This window comes from Methylobacterium sp. NMS14P, from assembly GCF_028583545.1.
GTDB lineage: Bacteria > Pseudomonadota > Alphaproteobacteria > Rhizobiales > Beijerinckiaceae > Methylobacterium.
The window spans coordinates 4,011,106-4,031,053 of the sequence record NZ_CP087106.1; the positions used below are offsets into that span (position 1 = coordinate 4,011,106).

At 73.2% G+C, this 19,948-nt stretch carries 17 protein-coding genes; 4 read left to right on the top strand and 13 right to left on the bottom strand.

Annotation, left to right across the window (positions count from 1 at the left end; translation table 11 throughout):
- Positions 1 to 23: 23 nt before the first annotated feature.
- Both cueR and LOK46_RS19035 read right to left on the bottom strand, forming a co-directional pair.
- Complete coding sequence (cueR, locus tag LOK46_RS19030) at positions 24 to 482, bottom strand: Cu(I)-responsive transcriptional regulator (RefSeq protein ID WP_273559741.1); 459 nt, start codon at positions 480 to 482, stop codon at positions 24 to 26.
- On the bottom strand, positions 479 to 2,953 hold the full coding sequence (locus tag LOK46_RS19035) for a heavy metal translocating P-type ATPase (protein ID WP_273559743.1): 2,475 nt from the start codon (positions 2,951 to 2,953) through the stop codon (positions 479 to 481). The genes cueR and LOK46_RS19035 overlap by 4 nt, the downstream gene beginning before the upstream one ends.
- Positions 2,954 to 3,129: 176 nt before the next feature.
- On the opposite strand from LOK46_RS19035, the gene LOK46_RS19040 reads away from it, so the two are divergent.
- Positions 3,130 to 3,741, top strand: coding sequence for a glutathione S-transferase family protein (locus LOK46_RS19040; protein WP_273559745.1), 612 nt, complete (start codon positions 3,130 to 3,132; stop codon positions 3,739 to 3,741).
- Here LOK46_RS19040 and LOK46_RS19045 read toward each other — a convergent pair.
- From LOK46_RS19045 to LOK46_RS19095, 11 genes are all read right to left on the bottom strand, one after another.
- Positions 3,723 to 4,994: an ATP-binding protein gene (locus LOK46_RS19045; protein ID WP_273559746.1), complete on the bottom strand. Its 1,272-nt coding sequence runs from the start codon at positions 4,992 to 4,994 to the stop codon at positions 3,723 to 3,725. The genes LOK46_RS19040 and LOK46_RS19045 overlap by 19 nt on opposite strands.
- Positions 4,995 to 5,013: 19 nt before the next feature.
- Entirely contained in the window at positions 5,014 to 6,108 is a 1,095-nt protein-coding gene (locus LOK46_RS19050; RefSeq protein ID WP_273559748.1) for a lysylphosphatidylglycerol synthase domain-containing protein, read from the bottom strand.
- Positions 6,109 to 6,259: 151 nt separating this feature from the next.
- Positions 6,260 to 6,889, bottom strand: a complete 630-nt coding sequence (locus tag LOK46_RS19055; RefSeq protein WP_273559750.1) for a uracil-DNA glycosylase — start codon at positions 6,887 to 6,889, stop codon at positions 6,260 to 6,262.
- The gene (locus tag LOK46_RS19060) at positions 6,879 to 7,637 is read right to left on the bottom strand and encodes a PIG-L deacetylase family protein (protein WP_273559752.1); all 759 of its coding nucleotides are present in this window, start codon (positions 7,635 to 7,637) and stop codon (positions 6,879 to 6,881) included. The genes LOK46_RS19055 and LOK46_RS19060 overlap by 11 nt, the downstream gene beginning before the upstream one ends.
- Positions 7,638 to 7,758: 121 nt before the next feature.
- The gene (locus LOK46_RS19065; RefSeq protein WP_273559754.1) at positions 7,759 to 8,997 is read right to left on the bottom strand and encodes a glycosyltransferase family 4 protein; all 1,239 of its coding nucleotides are present in this window, start codon (positions 8,995 to 8,997) and stop codon (positions 7,759 to 7,761) included.
- Between the two features lie 310 nt (positions 8,998 to 9,307).
- The gene (locus LOK46_RS19070) at positions 9,308 to 10,180 is read right to left on the bottom strand and encodes a sugar phosphate isomerase/epimerase family protein (protein ID WP_273559755.1); all 873 of its coding nucleotides are present in this window, start codon (positions 10,178 to 10,180) and stop codon (positions 9,308 to 9,310) included.
- Positions 10,177 to 11,778: a YcaO-like family protein gene (locus LOK46_RS19075; protein ID WP_273559756.1), complete on the bottom strand. Its 1,602-nt coding sequence runs from the start codon at positions 11,776 to 11,778 to the stop codon at positions 10,177 to 10,179. Before LOK46_RS19075 ends, LOK46_RS19070 begins: the two co-directional genes overlap by 4 nt.
- Before the next feature lie 220 nt (positions 11,779 to 11,998).
- On the bottom strand, positions 11,999 to 12,994 hold the full coding sequence (locus LOK46_RS19080) for a Gfo/Idh/MocA family protein (RefSeq protein ID WP_273564638.1): 996 nt from the start codon (positions 12,992 to 12,994) through the stop codon (positions 11,999 to 12,001).
- Positions 12,994 to 14,175 carry a class I SAM-dependent methyltransferase gene (locus tag LOK46_RS19085; RefSeq protein WP_273559759.1) on the bottom strand — a complete coding sequence of 394 codons (1,182 nt, stop codon included), beginning with the start codon at positions 14,173 to 14,175 and terminating at the stop codon, positions 12,994 to 12,996. Before LOK46_RS19085 ends, LOK46_RS19080 begins: the two co-directional genes overlap by 1 nt.
- Before the next feature lie 44 nt (positions 14,176 to 14,219).
- Entirely contained in the window at positions 14,220 to 15,149 is a 930-nt protein-coding gene (locus LOK46_RS19090) for a hypothetical protein (protein ID WP_273559760.1), read from the bottom strand.
- Positions 15,150 to 15,323: 174 nt separating this feature from the next.
- Entirely contained in the window at positions 15,324 to 16,514 is a 1,191-nt protein-coding gene (locus tag LOK46_RS19095; protein WP_273559761.1) for an inositol-3-phosphate synthase, read from the bottom strand.
- Between the two features lie 335 nt (positions 16,515 to 16,849).
- Between LOK46_RS19095 and LOK46_RS19100 the strand changes: the two genes are divergently transcribed.
- From LOK46_RS19100 to LOK46_RS19110, 3 genes are all read left to right on the top strand, one after another.
- Complete coding sequence (locus LOK46_RS19100; RefSeq protein WP_273564639.1) at positions 16,850 to 18,088, top strand: transglycosylase SLT domain-containing protein; 1,239 nt, start codon at positions 16,850 to 16,852, stop codon at positions 18,086 to 18,088.
- A 296-nt stretch (positions 18,089 to 18,384) separates the two neighbouring features.
- Positions 18,385 to 18,621, top strand: coding sequence for a DUF6894 family protein (locus tag LOK46_RS19105; protein WP_012320537.1), 237 nt, complete (start codon positions 18,385 to 18,387; stop codon positions 18,619 to 18,621).
- Positions 18,622 to 18,772: 151 nt separating this feature from the next.
- Positions 18,773 to 19,834 (top strand): MBL fold metallo-hydrolase, encoded by a 1,062-nt coding sequence (locus LOK46_RS19110; RefSeq protein ID WP_273559763.1) that lies wholly within the window; start codon positions 18,773 to 18,775, stop codon positions 19,832 to 19,834.
- Positions 19,835 to 19,948 lie beyond the last annotated feature (114 nt).

Sequence of the window (19,948 nt, forward strand, 5' to 3'; positions counted from 1 at the left end):
CAAAGCCGGGGCCAGAGCCGCCGTCAACGGCCACGCTCGGGGAGCGCGCGGATCGCGCGCCGCCGCGTCGGCCCGTGATCCCCCGCCGCGAGATCGTCGAGGATCGGGCATTCCGGGCGCGCGTCGCCGCAGCAGGCCTCCGCCAGATGCTCCAGCGTCCGGGCCATGCCCTCCATCTCGGCGATGCGGCGGCGCAGATCCGCGATCTGCGCCTGCGCGATCGCCTTCACCCCGGCGCTCGGCCGGGTCCGGTCGCGCCACAGCGCCAGGAGATCCGCGATCGCGTCCACGCTGAACCCGAGGTCGCGGGCGCGGCGGATGAAGCGCAGCGTGTGCAGGTCCGCCTCGCCGTAGTGGCGGTAGCCGGCCTCGGACCGGGCGGCCGGCGGCAACAGGCCGGTCGCCTCGTACCAGCGGATCATCTTGGCCGAGACGCCGGTGCGGCGCGCCGCCTCGCCGATCGTCAGGGGCGGCGCGCTCATGCCGGCCTCGCGGCGAGCGCCGGCGCCGCGGCGTTCGCGGGCCGCCCGCCGGCCCGGCGCAGACGGAGGGCGTTGCCCAGGACGAACACGCTCGAGAACGCCATGGCGCCCGCGGCCAGGACCGGCGACAGGGCCGGGCCGCCGAGCGGCACCAGCACGCCCGCCGCCACCGGGATCAGCGCGGCGTTGTAGGCGAAGGCCCAGAACAGGTTCTGGCGGATATTGGCCATCACCGCCCGCGACAGCGCCAGCGCCTCGACCAGGGCGTCCAGATCCCCCGACATCAGCACCACGTCGGCGCTCTCGACGGCGATGTCGGTGCCGGTGCCGATCGCCAGCCCGACATCGGCCTCGGCCAGGGCCGGCGCGTCGTTGATGCCGTCGCCCACGAAGGCCACCGGCCCGTGCGCGGCCCGGAATCGCTGCACGGCCTCGACCTTCCCGCCGGGCAGAACACCGGCGGCCACGGCGTCGATGCCGAGGCCCCGCGCCACGCCGGCCGCGGTGACGGGATCGTCGCCCGTGACCATCGCCACCGCGAGCCCCCTCGCCTTGAGGGCCGCCACCGCCGCGCGGGCGCCCGGCTTCACGGGATCGGTTACCGCCAGGATCGCGGCGTGGCGGCCGTCGAGGACGAGGTGGATCGGGCTCCGACCCGCGCCCGCCAGCGCCTCGGCCCGGGCGGCGAGATCCGGGTCCAGGGCGATTCCGAGACGCTCCAGGTAGCGCGGCGCGCCGAGGGCCACGGTCCGGCCCCCGACCCGTCCGGAGATCCCGAAGCCCGCCACCGCCTCGAAACTGTCCGGCTCCGACAGGTCGAGGCCGCGGTCGCGGGCCGCCGCCACGACGGCACCGGCCAGCGGGTGCTCGGACCGGGTTTCCAGCGCGGCCGCGAGGGCCAGCGCCGCGTCCTCCGCGATGCCGGCGGCCGGGACGATGTCGGTGAGCCGGGGGTGCCCCTCGGTGAGGGTGCCGGTCTTGTCGAGGGCCACGACCCGCACGTCGCGCAGGCCCTGCAGCGCCGCGCCGTCGCGGAACAGCACGCCGCGCGCCGCCGCGCGCCCGGTGCCGACCATGATGGCGGTCGGCGTCGCGAGCCCCATGGCGCAGGGGCAGGCGATGATCAGCACCGCCACGGCGTTGACCAGGGCCGGACCCAGCGCCGGGGCCGGTGCCAGGATCAGCCAAGCCAGGAAGGTCACCGCGGCGATGCCGATCACCGCCGGAACGAATCGCCCGGTGACGCGGTCGACCAGCGCCTGGATCGGCAGCTTGCCGCCCTGGGCCCGCTCCACCATGGCGGCGATCTGCGCCACCACGGTGGCGCCGCCCACGGCCTCGACCCGCAGGTCGAGGCTGCCGCGGCCGTTGAGCGTCCCGCCGACCACGGTATCGCCCGGCCCCTTGCGCACCGGGGCCGGCTCGCCCGTGACCATGCTCTCGTCGACGTGGCTGCTGCCGGCGACCACGGCACCGTCGGCCGCCACCCGCTCGCCGGGACGCACCCGGACCACGTCGCCGAGGCGCAGGGCGTCGAGGGGCACCTCGGTCTCCGCGCCGTCGCGGACGACCCGGGCGGTCTTCGGCGTCAGGTCCATCAGCCGCGCGATCGCCTGACCGGTGCGCCCCTTGGCGCCGGCCTCCAGCGTCCGGCCGAGCAGGATCAGCGTGACGATCAGGACGCTCGCCTCGAAGTAGAGGTGCGCCGCCCCGGCCGGCAGGAGGTCGGGCGCCAGGGTCGAGACCAGCGAGTACAGGTAGGCGGCGCCCGCCCCGAGGGCGACCAGGGCGTTCATGTCGGGATGGCCGCGCAGGAGGCCCGGACCGCCGCGCAGGAAGAAGCGCCGCCCTGGGCCGGCGAGGACCAGGGTGGCCAGCACCGCCTGGACCAGGGCCGTCACGGGGCCGCCGTGCAGCGCGGGCAGGAGGTGGCCGCCCATGTCTAGGACCACGACGGGCACCGACAGCAGGGCGGCGACGATCAGGTCGCGGTGCAGGGCGCGACCCTCCTCGGCCTGACGGGCGGAGGGGTCGACCGAGTGGCCGGCCTCGACCGGCCGTGCCTCGTAGCCGGCCGTCTCCACGGCCGCCACCAGCGCCTCCATCGGCACCACCCCCTCGGGATGTCGGACCGCGGCCCGGCCCGCGGCGAGGTTGACGCTGGCTCCGGTCACCCCCGGCACGGCGGCCAGCGCCCGCTCGACGCGGCCCACGCAGCTCGCGCAGGACATCCCCTCCACGGCCAGGAGGCTCTGCGTCTCGGGGACGGGGTAGCCGGCCTCCGCCAGCGCCGTCGCGACGTCGCCCGGGCTCGCGGCGCCGTCGAGGACGAGGCTGGCCCGATGCGTGGCGAGGTTCACCGCCACCTCCCGGGCGCCGGGCAGCGCCGCGAGGGCGCGCTCGACGCGGCCGACGCAGGAGGCGCAGGACATGCCCTCGACGGGGACGGTCAGGGCGACGGATTTCGACATGGCGGTGATCCGGTTCGAAGCATCCATGCCCGGTCAGATGAGGCTTCCCATGATGGGAAGGTCAAGGGCATCGCGGGCGACGGTTCACGTCGGACCGGTCGATGCAGAGCCGCCGCCGTTGTCGAATCGCGCTTGGCCGGCCAAGGTCGCCGCCCACCGGAGCGACGGGGACACGGATGAGCGAACCGCTGACGATCTACGGCGACCCGGGTTCCGGGAACTGCCTCAAGGTCAAGTGGGTCGCGGCCCGTCTCGGCATCCCGGCGGTCTGGCGCGACGTGGACGTCCCGGGCGGCGGGACGCGCGAACCCGAGTTCCTCGCCCTGAACCCGGCCGGCCGCGTGCCGTTCGTCGTCCTGCCCGACGGCACCGTGCTGTCGGAGTCGAACGCGATCATCGTCTATCTCGCGGAGGGCTCCGCGCTGGTGCCCGCGGAGCCCCTGCCCCGCGCCCGCATGCTGCAGTGGATGTTCTGGGAGCAGTACAGCCACGAGCCCTACATCGCGGTCCGCCGCTACCAGCTCCACTACCTCAAGCGGGCGCCCGAGGATCTCGACCCGAAGCTGGCCGAGCGCGGCGCCGACGCCCTGCGGCTGATGGAGGGCACCCTCGCGCGCTCGGTCTTCATGGCGGGCGAGACCCTGACCCTCGCCGACGTGGCGCTCGTCGCCTACACCCGCATGGCCCATGAGGGCGGCTTCGACCTCGCGGAATACCCGGCGATCCGCGCCTGGGTCGGGCGCGTCGAGGCCGGGCTCGGGATCGGCCCCTACGCCGGGCCGGCCTGATCGGCCGCGGGCTGCGGCGGCGCGGCGCCGTATTCCGGCAGGCTGACCCGCACGATCGTCCCCTCCCCGGCCGCGCTCTCGATGGCGAGGCGACCGCGATGGCGGTTGAGGCTGTGCTTGACGATGGCGAGCCCCAGCCCCGTGCCGCCGCGGGCGCGGCTCGAGGCGACGTCGACCCGGTAGAACCGCTCCGTCAGCCGCGGGATGTGCTCGGGCGGGATGCCCGGCCCGTCATCGGCGACCGACAGGACGACGCGGCGGCCGAGCCGCGGGTCGTCCTCGCGTATGAGCCCGACGCTGATCCGGCCGCCGCCGTACTTCACGGCGTTCTCGATCAGGTTCTCGATCACCCGGGCGAGCTCGTCGGCGTCGCCGGGGACCGCGTAGGGGCCGGCCCCCTCCTCCAGCCGGATCGCGGCGCCCCGCGCCTCGGCGGGCGGGCCCTGGGCGTCGACCATCTGGCGGGCGAGCGCCCCGAGATCGACCACCGCGGTGGGGGCGACGTGCTCGCGCAGCTCGATCCGCGACAGCGACAGCAGGTCGTCGATCAGGCGCGTCATCCGCAGGGCCTGGACGCGCATGATCTCCAGGAAGCGCTCCCGCGCCTGCGCGTCGTCGCGGGCCGGCCCCTGCAGGGTCTCGATGAAGCCGATCAGGGTGGCGAGCGGCGTGCGCAGCTCGTGGCTCGCGTTGGCGACGAAATCGACCCGCATGGCCTCGAGGCGCCGGGCCGAGGTGAGGTCGCGCAGGAACAGGAGCGCGCTGACGCCGGACCCGTCGGGCATCGGCAGGGCGCCGATCTGGACCTCGAAGGTCCGCTCCAGCGGCACCCGGGTCGACAGGGCGACGCGGCGGGGGAGGCCCGAACTCAGCACGGCCTCGATGCCGTCGAGGACCTCCGGGTCGCGGAGCGCGAAGGACAGCGGCCGGGCCTGATGGAGGGCCGGCAAGAGTGCCCGGGCGGCGGGATTGGCCTCCAGCACCAGGGTGCGCCGGTCCACGAGGATGACCGGGTCCGGCACGTGGGCCAGCAGCGCCTCGGCGACGGCGTGGCGCGGCGTGGCGGCGGCCGGTCGCGCGACGGGGGCCTCGCGGCCGCGCCCCCCGAGCCAGCCGCCCAGGCAGACCGCCGCCAGCCCGATCAGGATCAGCGGGAGGTCCAGCCGCCCGGCCAGGGCGGTGGCGAGGCCGAGCAGGCCCGCGGCGATCGCGGCGCCGGTCCAGGCGGGAGAGCTGCGCAGGCGGCCGGACATGACGGGCGCGGCCGGCCGGTCAGCGGGGCTCGGACTCGGACTCGTCGCGCCACGCCCGGCCGGACGGCCCGGCGGTGCCCTCCGGCGGGCCGGGATCGCGGGCGCCGCCCGCGCGCTTCACGATCTCGTAGAGGCCGAGCATCGCCAGGGCGGTCACGAACGGCACGACGTAGTAGCAGCCGCGGAACAGCAGCAGCGAGGTCAGCACCTCGTTGCGCGGCAGGCTCGACAGGGCGAGGAGCACGGTGGCCTCGAACACCCCGATGCCGCCGGGCGCGTTCGACGCGATCCCCAGCATGGCGGCGAGCACGTAGATCGCCAGGAAGGTGGTGAAGCCCAGCGTCGTCTCCTGGGGCAGCAGGACGTAGAGCACCGCCGCCGCCGCGCAGACGTCGCCGATGCCGACGAGCATCTGGCCGATCGACACGGAGGCCCCGGGCAGCTCCAGGCGCCAGTGCTTCACGGTGATGCTGCGCTTCTTGGCCGACACCCAGGCGAGGTAGCCGAGCACCAGGGCGAGCGCCGCGAGGCCGACACCCTGGTTGATCCGAATCGACGTGAAGGCGAGCCCGGCGAGCTGGCCGGCCTCGATGATCAGGCTCAGGCCCAGCACCACGCCCATGCCGAGCCAGAAGGTGAAGCCGGCGATGACGGTGAGGGCGGCGATCTTGGCCGTCGAGAGGCCCTGCCGGGCGTAGATCCAGTATCGGATCGTCCCGGCGGTGAGCAGCGGGAAGCCGAGGGTGAAGCTCACCGCGTAGCTCGTGAACGAGGCGAGCGCGGTGATCCGGTACGGCACCTTGATCTTGAGCTGGCGCAGGGCCAGCGCGTCGTAGCCGGTCAGGAACAGGTAGCTGACGCCGACGAACAGGAAGGCGAGTCCGAGCTGCTCGGCGGTCGCGGCCGCGATGGCGCTGCGCACCTCCGCCCAGCTGACGCTCTGCACGAGCTTCCACAGGACGCCGAGGGAGACCGCGAACAGCACGATGCTGGCCGCCGTGCCGATCCAGGCATAGCGGCTGCGCCGGCTCTTCCGCTTCGAGCCCGCTTCGGCATCGTGCTGGACCGGCTCGACCGGCTCGGCCGGACTCCGGTGCTGTCCCTGAAAATTCATGCCGATCGGCGTCCGCCCTTCCGGCTGCGCGGCCCGGCCGAAGGCCGTCAGCCCGTGCCGGAATCTCCCGGACCGCGGCCCGTCGCCCCGCATGTAGGCCGAACCGGCGCGCAAGGCCAGGGAAGGCGGGCCCGTGACGGGCGATCTATCCTCAGGCGGAGGCCCGATCGAGGATCGCGGCCGCCTCCGCGAGGCCGCGCCGGATCCGCTCGGGCACCTCCGGCGAGGTGCAGACGTAGGTCGGGCTCGGGTGCGGCACCCGGATCACCGGCAGGTCGGCGCGGAGCGCCGCGAGGGCAGGCGCCGCCTCCCCGGCGAAGCGGCCGGCCAGCACCGCCACGGCGAGGCGCGGCAGCAGGTCGAGGAGCGGGGCCAGATAGGGCGCGGCCGCCGCGACCTCCGCCCGGCGGGGCGCCCGGTTGCGGGCGCCCTCGGCGTGGATCAGCCAGGGAACCGCGTTCCAGATCAGCGTGTCGGCCCGGCTGAGCCCGGCCTCGGCGAGGAAGCGGAACAGGTTCGCGGCCGTGCCGTTCGCGCTGTCGCGGGTGACGAAGCCGGTGCGCAGCACCGCCGGGCCGGGCGTCTCGAGGAGGAGGAGCATCCGCGCGCCGACGCCACCGTCCAGGGGATCGGGCGCCGGGACCGGGGCACCGCGCTCGGCGGAGATCCGCGCGGCGAGCGCCCGGATCGGCGCGATGTGGGGGCTGTCGATCAGGGCGCGGCGGGCCGCGAGGGCCTCCGGATCGGCCAGCGCCTTCGGCGCCATCGGCTCAGCCGGCATCGAGGCCGGGGATCGCGGGGCCGCGGGGGGCCGACCGCCGGAAGCGCTCGATGCCCCGCTCCCGGGCGAGGCGCGCGTCGAGGCCGGCCACGCCGCCGAACTGGAATCCGATCTGGCTGGCATAGGCCGCGCAGGCGGCGCGCTTCCGGTCCTGCGCGTCCGGGGCGAGGGTCACGGTCTGCTCGGAAAGCTCGGCGAACAGGGCCGCGAGCGGCTCCCGGGGAGCGGTCTCGCGCACCGTGTAGGGAAAGTCGCGCCACCACAGGATCGGGGGAAGCGGGTCGAGACTGCGCAGCGCCCGGACCGCCTGGACGTGATCGACATGGCCGCCGATCGCCTGGGGTGCGAGGAGGAGATCCGGTCTCTCGACAGCGATCAGCTCCGCGATGGCGGGCCCGAGGTCGGCCGCGATGCCGTCATCCGCGCGGGCCTCGGAAAAGAGTTCCGGCGCCGAGCCGTAGCCCCGGTGCGGCGCCTCTCGGAACGGCAGGTGCACGGGCGGGGCGATGCCGAGCGCGGCGGCGGCCTCGATGTCTTCATCCCGGCGCAGCGCCATGTAGTCGACCTCGGCCGGCAGGCCCTTGTCGAGCTGGCAGGCGAGCGCGAAGCCCCTCGGCTCGGCGACGCTGCCGGTGAGCAGGGTTGCCATGACAACGCGCCAGCCAGCTTGCGCGAGGCTTGCCAGGAGGCCGCCGCACGAGAAGGCCGCGTCGTCGAGATGGGGCGAGAGGGCGAGCGCGGTGGGCATGGTTCAGAGCCTGTCGGCTGGGACGACACTCAACCCTCGACCGCATCCTGAGATGCCGCAGCGTAGCGGAGGCCTCGAAGGATGAGGGCGTGGATCGGGATTCCCGAATCTGGCGGATCCCTCAGAGCAGGTGCGGCTCGGCGCGGAAGCGGCAGGTCGGATCGTGGGGCAGGTCCGGCGAGAAGTCGGTGGCCGGCCGCTCGTCGCGCACCCGCGCGTAGACCTCCATGATCTGCCGCCCGACCGCGTGCCACGAGTAGACCCGCCGGCACTCCTCGAGCCCGGCCGTCGCGATGCGGCGGCGCAGGTCGGCGTCCGTGATGATCCGGGTCAGCGCGGCGGCCTGCGCCGGGACGTCGCCCGGGTTGACCAGCAGCCCGTTCTCCCCGTCGCGCAGGCAGTCCGAGACGCCGACCGCGTGGCACGAGACGGTGGCGAGCCCGGCCGCGAGCGCCTCCAGGATCGTGTTGGAGAAGCCCTCCGCGTAGGTCGGCGAGACGAAGACGTCGGCGCGGCGGTAGAGGTCGGGCACGGAGCCGTACTCGGCGTAGCCCGTGAAGGCGATCTCGCGCTCCGAGAAGGCGCGCTCCGCGGCGAGCGCCCTGGCGGGGTCCACGTCGGGCCCGATCCCCGAGACGGTGGCGGCGAACGGCGTGCCCTGCGCGCGCAGGATCGCCAGGGCCTCGATGAAGTCGAGCACGCCTTTCCGGCGGTCGACCCGGCCGTGGTAGAACAGCCGGACCGGGCCCGCATGGGGCGCGGGCAGGCCGTCGGGCGTGCCCTGCGCGAACCGGTCGGTGTCGACCGCGCCGGGCACGATGGTGAAGCGGGCGGGGTCCGACCCGAGCCGCTCGCAGACCTCGTCCACGAAGGAGGCGCCGCCGATCAGCAGCGCGTTGGCGTGGGCCAGCACCTCGCACATGGCGACCCGGTGGGTCTCGCAGCAGGATCCGACCCAGTGGCCGTCGCCACCCTGGATCGAGACGACGCTCGGCACGCCCAGCTCGCGGGCGGCGAGCAGGACCGCCCAGCCGGTCGGGTAGCCGTACTGGGCATGCAGGATGTCGAAGGGTTTCCGGGCGTGCTCTCGGGCGATCGCGTCCACCATCGTGGCGATGTCGCGCTCGAAATCGCCCGACGTCTGCTCGCCGAGCTGTTCCAGGCCGATCACCCGGACCCCCGGCACCGGCGGCGGCGGCCCGCCCCCGTAGACCCGGGTTCCGAAGGCGTCGCCCCGGTACTGCGAGATCATCGTGACATCGTGGCCGGCGCCGACCAGCTCGCGCAGAAGGTTCTGCGCGTAGACGCTCATGCCCGATATCGCCGGGAAGTAGCGGCGGCTGAGGAAGAGGATTCTCATCGTTGTACCATGGGACGCGTTCCGCCGGTGACGGAGCGCGACCTGCCCCCTCTCCCGTGCGGGAGAGGATTGGGGTGAGGGGTGAGAAAGTTGAGGTTTGAGCGCCCCATCGGCGCGCCCACCGGTCGCGCCTCATCCGGGCAGTACTCAACCCTCACCCTGTCCCTCTCCCGCACGGGAGAGGGGACCCGCGCGCGATCTCGAAGCCGGGCGGTCGAAGTGAATGTCGGAGCCAACATGCCAGACTGGGGCCGGACTCCGCGCCATACCGGAACGATGACTTGCGCGCCATCAGTTGAGGCGGCCGTGCTCACTGCCATTGCCGCCGCGTCTCCTGCTCGCCGGCCAGGACCGGGCCGGGCCGTCGGCAGCCGCGGAGATACTCGAGTGCCTGCGGGATCATCACGTCGGCCCGGTGGCTCTCGCGGGAGAGCTCGACGCAGATCAGTTTGCCGAAGCCGACCTCTTCCAGCGCCTCCAGCACGCCCGGCACGTCCATATCGCCCTCGCCGAAGGGCAGGTGGATGTGGCTGCCGCGCTTCATGTCCTCGATCGCCACGGTGCCGATCCGGTCGGAGAACTCCCGCACGGCCGCCGCCGGCTCCCGCTCGCCCGTGACGAGGCAGTGGCCGGTGTCGAGGGCGAGCTTCAGGCCCGGCACGGCGAGGGCCGCGTAATCGTCGAGCGTCTCGATCAGCATGCCGGGCTCGGGCTCCAGGCAGGGCACGATGCCGGACTCGGCCGCGAAGGCTGCGACCTCGTGCAGCCCCTCGACCAGCCAGCGCCGGGCCTCGCCGTGATCGACGCCGGGTTTCGGCACGCCGGCCCAGAACGAGACCGCTTCGGCGGAGAGCATCGCGCCGATCTCGATCGCCCGCTTGAGGAAGCCGACCCGCCGGGCGCGGCCCGCGGCGTCGGCGGTCACCAGCGTCGGCTCGTGCTTGGCGGACGGATCGAGCAGGAAGCGGGCGCCCGTCTCGATGACGCAGGTCAGCTCCAGCTTCTCCAGCAGGCTCGCCACCCGGCCGGCCTCCGCTGCCCAGGTGTCGGCGAAGGGGTCGAGGTGGTGGATGTCGAGGGTGAGCGCCACGCCGTCGTAGCCCGCCGCCTTGATCAGGTGGATCGCGTCGTCGAGGCGGTGGTTGGCCGCGCCGTTGGTGTTGTAGGCGAACCGGAGCGTCACGCCGCCCTCCCCTTCCGCTGGGCGAGGCGGAACGGCGCGTGGTGCGATTCTGGCTCGCGGTAGAGCGGATAGTGCCGCCCGACGATCCGCTCGGCCAGGGCCACGTCGAACAGCGGCTGGCCGCCGAACCGCTCCAGGGCTTCAGGGGTCAGGCGCACCGGCCGCAGGGTCTCGCTCTCGGTGCCGAACTTGATCAGCGGATGGTCGCGGTCGAGGAGCTTCTTCGTGTTGCGCTCGCCGATCCGGTAGTAGCTCATGGTCTCGACCTCGAGCCCCGGCACGATCGCCTTCACCACGCCGACCCCGCCGCCCGGGGGCGTGCAGTCGACGTAGAGCACGTCGAACCCCGCCTCCAGGAGCCGGTCGCAGGCAATCTTCCCCCGGGCGTGGCCGTCGGCGGCCGGGGTCGAGGGCAGCTCGGCGAAGCGCTTCGTGCTCCGCTCGGAATAGACCGTGTCGGCCAGCACGCCGCGCAGGTCGGCCGCCGGCATCTCGATCCATTGGAGCATGGCCTGGAGGGCGCGGCTCTCCTCGAGGTCCAGGCTGGGCAGCGCCTTCTGGATGAACGCGTCGACGTAGCCCGGCGGGGTCACCGTGGCGGCCATGTCGAGGGGGCCGTGGCCGAAGGTCTTGCGCACTCGCGCCGCCTGGAACTCCAGCAGCGCCTTGCGCAGGGCCCGCTCCCGGTCCGGATCGCAGGCCTCGCCGCAGGCCGAGAGCGCGATCGGCGCCGGCGTGCGCGCCGGATCCTCGTCGTAGCCGACGACGTAGAGGTTGGTGAGGCCGAACTGGTCGGTGGCGAATTTCGGCAGTGCGCGGATGCCGAGCTCCTTCAGCCGGGCCAGCATCGCGGCGTTCTCGGGGCCGATGCCGTCGAGGTCGAGCATCACGCCCTGGTCGAGGGCCCGGAACAGCAGGCCGTTGCCGTCCCGCTGGAGCAGCTCCAGCACGCCGTGGCCCAGCGCGAAGGGCACGTCGGGCCCGGCGCCGAGACCGTTGGTGATCAGGTTGGTGAAGGGTTTGTAGCCCTCCGACAGCTCGAAATAGTCGGTGGCGGCGACGTCGAGCGGCATCAGGACGATCTCGCCGGTGGCGTGGCGGATGCTCGGCGTCCACTCGAGCACCGTGTCGCGGCCGACCGGGGAGCCGGCGGGCAGGCACAGGGTCAGCGGGTCGGTGACCGACTTGGCTCCGTAGACGCGGGCGAGATCGGTGTAGCTCGCCCGCTCCTTCGCGCGGGGCAGCACCGCGAGCGACGGCATCAGGTTCTCGGCGATCTCCGCGACGGCGCCGATCAGCGCCTCGTCGTCGGTGGCGCCGTAGCCGATGCCCGACGGCATCGCGCCGACGAAGAACGGGTCGTCGAGGAACAGGGCCACGAACCAGACCGGGATGCCGGTGCGGTCGAGGGGCGCCAGCGGGAAGCCGACGACGCGCCCCTCCGGCAGCACGTCGAGATAGGCCCTGACCGGGTCGGGCAAGGTCTCGGGCAGGCCCTCGATCGGCCGCCTGGCGCCGAAGCGGTAGGGGCGCGGCGCCTTGATCCGCTCGTGGCGGGCGCGGTCGTCCTGGTCGTGGAAGGCGTCTGCGTTGCTCAAGTCGTGTTCCCGTCTGCCGCGAACCGCCCGCCTTCCCAGCTTCGCCCCACCCACCCCCTCATCCAGAGGTGACCGCCAGAGCGGTCCTCGAAGGAGGGTTCCAGATGGCACCGGGATCCCTGGAGCCCTCCTCCGAGGCCTCCGCTGCGCTCCGGCACCTCAGGATGAGGGGGTGAGTGGGAGATGCTTGGGTTGGTTGCGTGATCGAATTTCCTGTCCGCTACCCCTGCCCGTAGGCGCGGGCGACGAGCCGCATCGTGTGAAAGTCGCGGGACGCCGCGTACGCCGCCCGCTCCTCGGGCCGGCGCAGGGCCGAGCCGAAGGCGCGCACCTGCTCGGTGAAGGGCGAGCTGTCGGTGTCGAAGGCGAGCGCCTCCGTGCGGCCGCTGGCGCCGTCGATGAAGGTCAGGGACCCGCCGGCCGTCTGGCCCATCGTGTTCTCGGCGACGAGCAGGCCCTTCGTGCCGACCACCTCCAGGCGGCGGCGCGGCAGCGCGTCGGGGCAGTTGTAGGCGACGTGCAGGCTCGCCAGGGCGCCGCTCGCGGTCCGCCCGATCAGCAGGGCACCGTCGTCGACCGCGTAATCCTGGGCCTTGGTCTGGGTCAGGGCCGCGAGGTCAGCGATCGGCTCGCCGAGCAGGAAGTCCACGAGGTCGAGCCCGTGCGGGGCGAGGTCCATCAGCGCGCCGCCCCCGGCCTGCGCTGCGTCGATCCGCCAGTTCGGCTGGCCGGCCTCCGACCAGTCGCGCCCGAGCCAGCAGGCGTAGACGATCCGCACGGTCGTGACCGTGCCGAGCCGCGCGGCCGCGACCTGAGCACGGATCGCCCGGTGGGCCGGGTGGTGCCGCTGGTCGAAGGCGGTGCCGTAGAAGATTCTCTGCGACTCGACCGCGCGGACGATGGCCTCGGCGTCACCGAGCGTCGCCGCCATCGGCTTCTCGCAGAGCACCGCCTTGCCGGCGGCGGCCAGCGCCTCCACGGCGCCGCGGTGGAGGTGGTTCGGCGTCGCCACGTAGACCGCCTCGACCTCGGGCTCGGCGATGAGGCTGGCGAGGTCGGAATGGACGCGCGCGCCCGCACGCTCGGCGGCCGCGCGGCTCTCCGGGTTCGGATCGCAGACGGCGACCAGGCGGTGTCCGGCCGCGCGGATGCCGGGCTCCATGTAGTCGCGGGCAACCCAGCCGTAGCCGACGATGCCCCAGCCGACCGCGTCCATCACCAGCGCTCCGGCAGGTCGACGAACTCGCGCACGCGGACGCGCTGCGTCTCCGACGCGTCGAGGCTGCCGTCGAAGGCCAGCGACTCGGGTCCAGGGGAGCGCGGCGGGTAGGTGGCGCGGGGGCCGTACTCCGCCTCGTAGCGCTCCGAGGGCCAGCGGATGACGTGACCGTCGCCTTCTGGCGCGTAGAGCGGGTTGAGCCGCAGCACGGTCCCCGGCTTCGGCAGGGTCAGGCCGTCGACCAGCGCGCGCGGCGCCGGGCGCATGCCGGGACCGCACACCACCGAGAACGCCTCGCAGCTCCGCAGGGCCGCGGGATCCTGCGGGCTCGGCGCCCGCGCCTCGACCAGCGCCCGGGTCAGCTCCGCGTCGTCGTAGACCAGGGCGTCGGGGAAGAACTCGGCGATCTCCTCGGCCGTCACCGCGCGGCCGGCCGAGAAGCCCGGGCAGTCGCGGTTGTGGATGTGGCTCAGCGCCAGCCAGCCGTCGTCCCCGGCGTTCTGGCGGAGGCACTCGAGGAGCGCCGCCTTGTCGTCGAGGAAGTAGAAGGCGTCGTTGCAGACGACCAGATCGACCGGCGCCCCCGGGATCGGCCAGTGGGGCGAGCCGGCATCGAAGCAGACGAGCTGCGCCTTCTCGGCGACGACCCAGTGGCGCGCCACCCAGAGCTTGGCGAAGACCACGTCGGCGCCGGCGACCTTGCAGCCGCGCCGCTGCAGCTCGCGCAGGTAGTGGCCGATGCCGCAGGCGAACTCGAAGACGCAGATCGGCTCGTTCCAGTGCGCCTCCAGCAGCGACAGGCCGGCCAGGAAGGTCGGGTCGCTCCAGCGGTGCAGGAAGTAGTCGCCGACGCGGCCCCAGCCGAGGAGCTCGACCGCGTCGCGCAGGGTCGCGGTGCGGCGCTCCTTGATCAGGCGGATGATCCCGGCGGCATCGGCCGGCGGCCCGTTCCACCAGTCGTCCTGATCGACCAGCAGCGCGGCCAGCGCCTCGTCGGGCTCGCCGGCGTCGAGATGCGCGAGCACCCGCTCGACCAGGGCCGCGCGGTTGGTCCGCAGGTACGGGATCCCGTCGATCACGGGCCAGCGCGCGCCGGTCTCCGCGTCGCGCAGGGCGTGCGGGCCGTCGGCCTTCAGCGGGTTGCCGGTGTCCGGCGATCTGAGTTCGAACGGAATCATGGTTCTCGGAGCCGCCCGGGCAGATGGGCGACCGGGTCCGGCGATCAAGGGATGCGCATGTCGGCGAGGACACGATCGTGGAAGCCCTTCACCGGGCCGGCGTGGACCAGCTCCCACTCGTCGAGCACCATCCCCATCGTGGTCGAGGCCCCGCGGAGATGCTGGGCGATCTGGAGGACGCGGTCGATGCAGTCGGCCGCGTGGAAGGCGCGGCCCTCGGCGGTGGCGTCGTCCGGAAGGACCGCGCGGGCGCGCTCGACCCGGGCCCGCAGGGGTTCGTCGAGCTCGTTGAGCGCCCACGCGGTGGTGGTCGCCATGATCGGGCCGAGATGGTCGCCGAGCAGCATCTCGCCGGTGAAGCCGGCATCCGGCATCGCGGCGTTGTGGAAGTGGTGGGCCATCGCGGCCAGGAACACGGTGCCGGGATCGGCCCGGTAGAACGGGCTGAGGCAGACGCCGTAGACCGCCACGATCAGGCAGTGCTCGGCGTGGTTCTCCGGCGGCTCCAGGAGGATGCGGGCGCGGCCGGGACAGGTGACGCCAGCCCGCGGCTGCTGCGCCAGGGCGCTGACGAAGCCCGGCAGCGGCCCGGGTCGGCCCGCCGGACGCGGCGCGAGCCGCGCGCGCAGGCGGTCGCGGAGGTCCGGATCGAGGTCTCCGGTGACGGCGTCGAAGCCCGCCACCAGCACCGCGGAGGCGGCCGCGTCCGAGAGCCCCGCCGCGGACAGGAAGGCCGCGTCGAGGTCGCAGAGGCGCGTCGCCGCGAGGGTGACGGCCGCGATGTCGAGGGCGACGTCGTCGGGCGCGGCGCCGCCCGTGAGCAGCCCCCACCCCTGCGCGAACAGCCGCTCGGCGATCGAGCCCGTACGGCCCGCGGAGCGGACGCGCTTGAGGTCGTTCATCTCGACCAGAAGGTCGCGCAGGGCCTCGGGCGCTGCGGCACCGGATTGCGACGGGTGGTTCTCGCGGGGCATCATTTCTCTCGGCCGGATGAGGCTCACGGCCTCACAGGCGGCTGGGACGGACTCGCCCGTCGTCCGGCTGGACGCGGGTCCCCTCTCCCATGCGGGAGAGGGGGGCCGGTTCCGGCCCGTCATCGACGAAGGGGCCGTACCGAGTTCAGACCATGCCCGTCGATGCGGGAAGCCTCAGTGCACGCCCAGCCAGTCGTGGAGCATCTTCTCCTGCTTGCCGAAGGCGTGCTCCGGCCCGTGGCCGTTCTTGACCATCGGCGCCTTGAAGAAGGTCGAGAGCTGCTCCTGCACGCCGCCGTCGCCGCGCTTGCTCGCGAGGTCGAGGACGCGGGCGATCTCGATGACGAGCGGCGCGGCCAGGATCGAGTCCTTGCAGAGGAAGTTGACCTTGATCTGCATCCGCTGGCCCATGAAGCCGGTGACGTCGATGTTGTCCCAGGCTTCCTTGTCGTCGCCGCGCGGCCGGTAATAGTGGATGTGCACGAGGTGATCCTCGACCGGGTAGCCGAGGATCGAGTCGAGCACCGTGCCCTTGGTGTTGAGCTTCGACTGCAGGGAGTTCGGGTCGTTCAGGGCGAGACCGTCGCGGTTGCCGAGGATGTTGGTCGAGAACCAGCCGTCGACGTGCAGCGCGCGCGCCTTGAAGGCGGGGGCCAGCACCGTCTTCATCATGGTCTGGCCGGTCTTGCCGTCCTTGCCGGCGACCGGGACGTTCAGCTCCTTGGCGAGGTCGAGGAGCGCCGGGACGTCGGCGGCGACGCTCGGGGTGAAGTTGGCGTAGGGGATGCCGCTCTTGATCGCCGCGTAGGCGTAGAGCATCGCCGGCGAGATCGCCTCGTCGCTCGAATCCAGGCCCTTCTCGAAGGCGGCCGTGGAGTTCAGGGTCGGGTCGTTGAGGTCGGGCCAGCGCTCCGTGGAGGCGAGGTTCACCACGACCACGTCGTCGAGGTTGCTCTCCTTCTGGAAGCGGCGGAGGTCGTTGGCGATCACCGAGACCGCCTCGCGGTGGTCCTTGGCGACGATCCGATTCTGGCCGTCGATGTTCTTGCAGAACTTGGCGCTGCCGACCGCCGGCCAGGGCGTGATGCCCTTCAGGGCCTGGGCGCCGTTCTCGATGTCGTCCTTCGAGAGCACGCCGTGCCCGCTCGCCGCGGAGGCGAGGTCGTCGCCGTTCAGGTCCCAGCCCCCGAAGACGAGGTCCTTGTAGTCGGCCATGCCGGCCACCGAGAGACCGGCGAGCGGCAGCCCGTCGAGACGGTTGGAGCCGGATTTGATCATCTCGATGCCGGCGATGGCAGTGGTGGCGACAGCGCCCCCCATGCCAACGAACGCGACACCGACGCGGCGACCGGACTGCATGCTCATCGGAAACTGATGTCCTTGTGCGGACGCGGGTGGCGTCTTGAAGGGTCCGTCCTGGGACGGAAGTTCGCCCCCCCGGGGCCGTACCTAACTGGCTCGGCAGTGCTGCGTTCCAAGCCGAATGCGACAACATTGCCCCACCGTCGTCCCGTGCGGGGCCGGTTCGCGGCGTTAACGCGGCCCTGAGGGGCAGGGTTAACCCTTCCTTGACCGTGCCACGCTTGGATCACGGCGCCGTCCCATTCTGGTCACGGCCGGCGTCGATAGGGCCGCCGCTTCCAGAAAAGCCGGCCGTCAGAGCCGGGCGGACGCAAGGACCAATCTGAAGAGGACCAATGATGGGGGTTTTCCCGGAGCCGGCGCGTCGCGCCGACGACGTGAGCCGACTCGTGCCGCAGACCCTGAACGGTACGGGCCATATCGAGGATGAAGCCGTGGCGTGGCTGCCGCGGGCCGGACGCGAGACAGGGCGCCGGTCACTTCGCCGCACCGGCCTCGGCCGGATCTCCGGGACGCTGGCCCTCGGGCTCGTCGCCGGGTTCGGTCTGCCGCAGGCCGCCTTCGCGCCCGCCTATTTCGCGCCGGCCGCCCAGGCCCACGACCGGATCGACACCAGCCCGCGCGCCGCGCAGGCAATGACTCAACACGCGTCCGAGCCCACGGTTCCCGCAGCGGCGCCCGCGGAGGCGCTGGCGGCGCCGGCCGAGAACGCCTGGAACGGCCTGCCGGTGCCGGAGCAGGAGCCCGCCACCACGGCCCTGATCCAGGACGACCTCGCGGCCCTGCCGCGGGTCACGCAGGAGCAGGACGCGGTCAAGTTCGGCGAGCGCAGCGTGCCGCGCAAGGTGGTCGACACCATCGTCAAGGCCTCCGACGAGGCCGGCGTCGATCCCGTCTACATGATGGCGCTGGCCGACAAGGAATCGAGCTTCGACACCGACGCGAAGGCCGCGACGTCCTCGGCGCAGGGCCTGTTCCAGTTCGTCGCCCGCACCTGGCTGGAGATGATCCGCGATTACGGCGCGCGCTACGGGCTCGCCGAGGAGGCCGCCGCCGTGAAGGGCCGGGGTGCGGCGATCACCGTCGCGGGCAGCATGCGCGCCCGGGTGCTCGGCCTGCGCAACGACCCGCGCGTCGCCGCCCTGATGGCGGCCGAGCTCATCAAGCGCGACCGCGAGCGCATCGAGGCCCGGGTCGGGCGCGCGCTCACCACGACCGAGCTGTACCTCGCCCATTTCCTCGGCACCGCGAGCGCCGGGCGCTTCCTGTCGCTCTCCTCCGAGAAGCCCGGCGAGGTCGCCGGACGCGAGTTCCGCACGGCGGCCCGGGCCAATCGCAGCCTGTTCACCGAGAAGACGGGCGGCAAGCGCCGCAGCCTGACCGTGTCCGAGCTGCACGACCGGATCGACGGCATGATCGACCGGCGGCTGACCCGCTACAAGGGCGTGGCGGCGGTCGCCGAGGCGCTCGACAGGGCGCCGGCCCAGAGCGACGTCGCCGCCGTCGAGGAGACGGCCCCCGTGGCCGGCAACCGCCGCGTCGAGGTGACGGAAGCGCTGCCGCCGGACGGGGTGTGAGGACCCCGCCGGGCCGCCGGCTCTCCTGAGCGGACCGGATCGCGGCTTCGGCGCGCCGGATTCGCCGGACGGGCGGTCCTTCCTCTCCCGTCACCTGAGGGAGTCTCCCCCGCGTCGTCCCGGGATCCGGACGCGCCGGGGCGGATCGGGGGCGGATCGGGGGCGGTGCGGCGAGGTCGAGGCCGGTTCTCGCCCGACCGCCGAGGGGGCCTCATACCTCGGCTTTTAAGGCACTGTTAACCATAGCAAGACCAATCCTGTCGGTAGACTACTTCTCTTAGAGACGCTTGGCGCCGATGCCCCGCTACTTCATCGACCTGCACGACGGCTCGCAGCCGATCCACGATGAGGTCGGGTTCGACCTGCCGGACCTGCCGGCGGCCCGCGCCAAGGTCACCCGCATCATGTCGGCGATCGCCCGCGACATGCTGCCGGACGTCGAGCGCCAGGATTACGTGGCCTGCGTCCGCGACGGCGTCGGCAAGGTGGTCTACCGGGCGCGCCTGTCCCTCGCCGCCGAGATGGTGGAGTGAGGCGGGCCCGCTCCGCGCCCCTGAGGTGCCCCTTGAGGCGCCCTTGAGGCGCCCTTGAGGCGCCCCTGAGACGTCGCCGAAACCTCCCTGAGGCTCCGCGCCGCGCCGCGGCAGCGCTTGACCGGCCCCCGGTTCCGTCCATCTCGGCCCCATGAAACGGCGCAGCCTGCTCACGGTCGCGAGTGCGGCCACGGTCATGACGCTCGGCGGCGTCGGCTACGCCGCGCACCGGCGCGGCCGGAACCCGTACTATCGCGGCCCGACCTCCGACCATTTCGACGGGTTGCGGTTCTTCCTGCCCGGTCAGTCCACCGACAAGGCGCTCCCCGACGTGCTGCGCTGGCAGGCCCGGCGGCAGCGCGAGCCCTGGCCGAAGAGCTTCCCCAGCCCCTACCCGGCCGACCGGCCGCCCGAGCGCGTCGAGGGCCTCCGGGTCGTGCTGATCGGCCACGCGAGCTACCTCGTGCAGGTCGCCGGCCGGAACATCCTGATCGACCCGGTCTTCGCCAAGCGCGCGAGCCCGGTCCGCTTCGCCGGGCCGAAGCGCGTCAACCCGCCGGGCATCGCCTTCGCCGACCTGCCGCCGATCGACGCGGTCCTGGTCACCCACAACCACTACGACCATCTCGACGGGCCTAGCCTCGCCCGGCTCTGGCAGGCGCACCAGCCGCTGATCGTGGCGCCTCTGGGCAACGACACGATCCTGCGCGGCTACGACGACACGATGCATGTCGAGACCCGCGACTGGGGACAATCGGTCGATCTCGGCGACGGGCTGCAGGTCCACCTGACGCCCGCGAACCACTGGTCGGCCCGGGGCGTCAACGACCGGCGCATGGCGCTGTGGTGCGCCTTCGTGATCACCTCGCCCCGCGGCGTGCACTACCATGTCGGCGATACCGGCTTCGGCGACGGCGCGCTCTTCTCCGACGTGAGGGCGCGGTTCGGGCCGCCGCGCCTCGCGACGCTGCCGATCGGCGCCTACGAGCCGCGCTGGTTCATGCAAGCGCAGCACGTCGACCCGGCCGAGGCCGTGAAGGTCCTCACCCTGCTCGGCGCCGAGCAGGCCCTCGGCCATCACTGGGGCACGTTCCAGCTCACCGACGAGGGCGTCGAGCGGCCCGTCGAGGCGCTGGCGGCGGCCCTCGGCGGGGCCGGCATCCCGGCCGAGCGCTTCGTCGCACTCAGGCCCGGCCAGGTCTGGGAGGCCTGAACCCCCGGGGCATCCGGGAGGCGCCGGCGGCCATCGGGCACGATGCGTGCATCATTCTGTATGCAGCATGGGGTGGAGGCCCGGGCCGCGCCGCCGCGCGCCGAGGGCGCGCGC

Excerpts from the sequence above, each read along its gene's own strand:
- cueR (WP_273559741.1), bottom strand. The coding sequence starts at position 482 with ATGAGCGCGCCGCCCCTGACGATCGGCGAGGCGGCGCGCCGCACCGGC.
- LOK46_RS19035 (WP_273559743.1), bottom strand. The coding sequence starts at position 2,953 with ATGTCGAAATCCGTCGCCCTGACCGTCCCCGTCGAGGGCATGTCCTGC.
- LOK46_RS19040 (WP_273559745.1), top strand. The coding sequence starts at position 3,130 with ATGAGCGAACCGCTGACGATCTACGGCGACCCGGGTTCCGGGAACTGC.
- LOK46_RS19045 (WP_273559746.1), bottom strand. The coding sequence starts at position 4,994 with ATGTCCGGCCGCCTGCGCAGCTCTCCCGCCTGGACCGGCGCCGCGATC.
- LOK46_RS19050 (WP_273559748.1), bottom strand. The coding sequence starts at position 6,108 with ATGAATTTTCAGGGACAGCACCGGAGTCCGGCCGAGCCGGTCGAGCCG.
- LOK46_RS19055 (WP_273559750.1), bottom strand. The coding sequence starts at position 6,889 with ATGCCGGCTGAGCCGATGGCGCCGAAGGCGCTGGCCGATCCGGAGGCC.
- LOK46_RS19060 (WP_273559752.1), bottom strand. The coding sequence starts at position 7,637 with ATGCCCACCGCGCTCGCCCTCTCGCCCCATCTCGACGACGCGGCCTTC.
- LOK46_RS19065 (WP_273559754.1), bottom strand. The coding sequence starts at position 8,997 with ATGAGAATCCTCTTCCTCAGCCGCCGCTACTTCCCGGCGATATCGGGC.
- LOK46_RS19080 (WP_273564638.1), bottom strand. The coding sequence starts at position 12,994 with ATGGACGCGGTCGGCTGGGGCATCGTCGGCTACGGCTGGGTTGCCCGC.
- LOK46_RS19085 (WP_273559759.1), bottom strand. The coding sequence starts at position 14,175 with ATGATTCCGTTCGAACTCAGATCGCCGGACACCGGCAACCCGCTGAAG.
- LOK46_RS19090 (WP_273559760.1), bottom strand. The coding sequence starts at position 15,149 with ATGCCCCGCGAGAACCACCCGTCGCAATCCGGTGCCGCAGCGCCCGAG.
- LOK46_RS19095 (WP_273559761.1), bottom strand. The coding sequence starts at position 16,514 with ATGAGCATGCAGTCCGGTCGCCGCGTCGGTGTCGCGTTCGTTGGCATG.
- LOK46_RS19100 (WP_273564639.1), top strand. The coding sequence starts at position 16,850 with ATGGGGGTTTTCCCGGAGCCGGCGCGTCGCGCCGACGACGTGAGCCGA.
- LOK46_RS19105 (WP_012320537.1), top strand. The coding sequence starts at position 18,385 with ATGCCCCGCTACTTCATCGACCTGCACGACGGCTCGCAGCCGATCCAC.
- LOK46_RS19110 (WP_273559763.1), top strand. The coding sequence starts at position 18,773 with ATGAAACGGCGCAGCCTGCTCACGGTCGCGAGTGCGGCCACGGTCATG.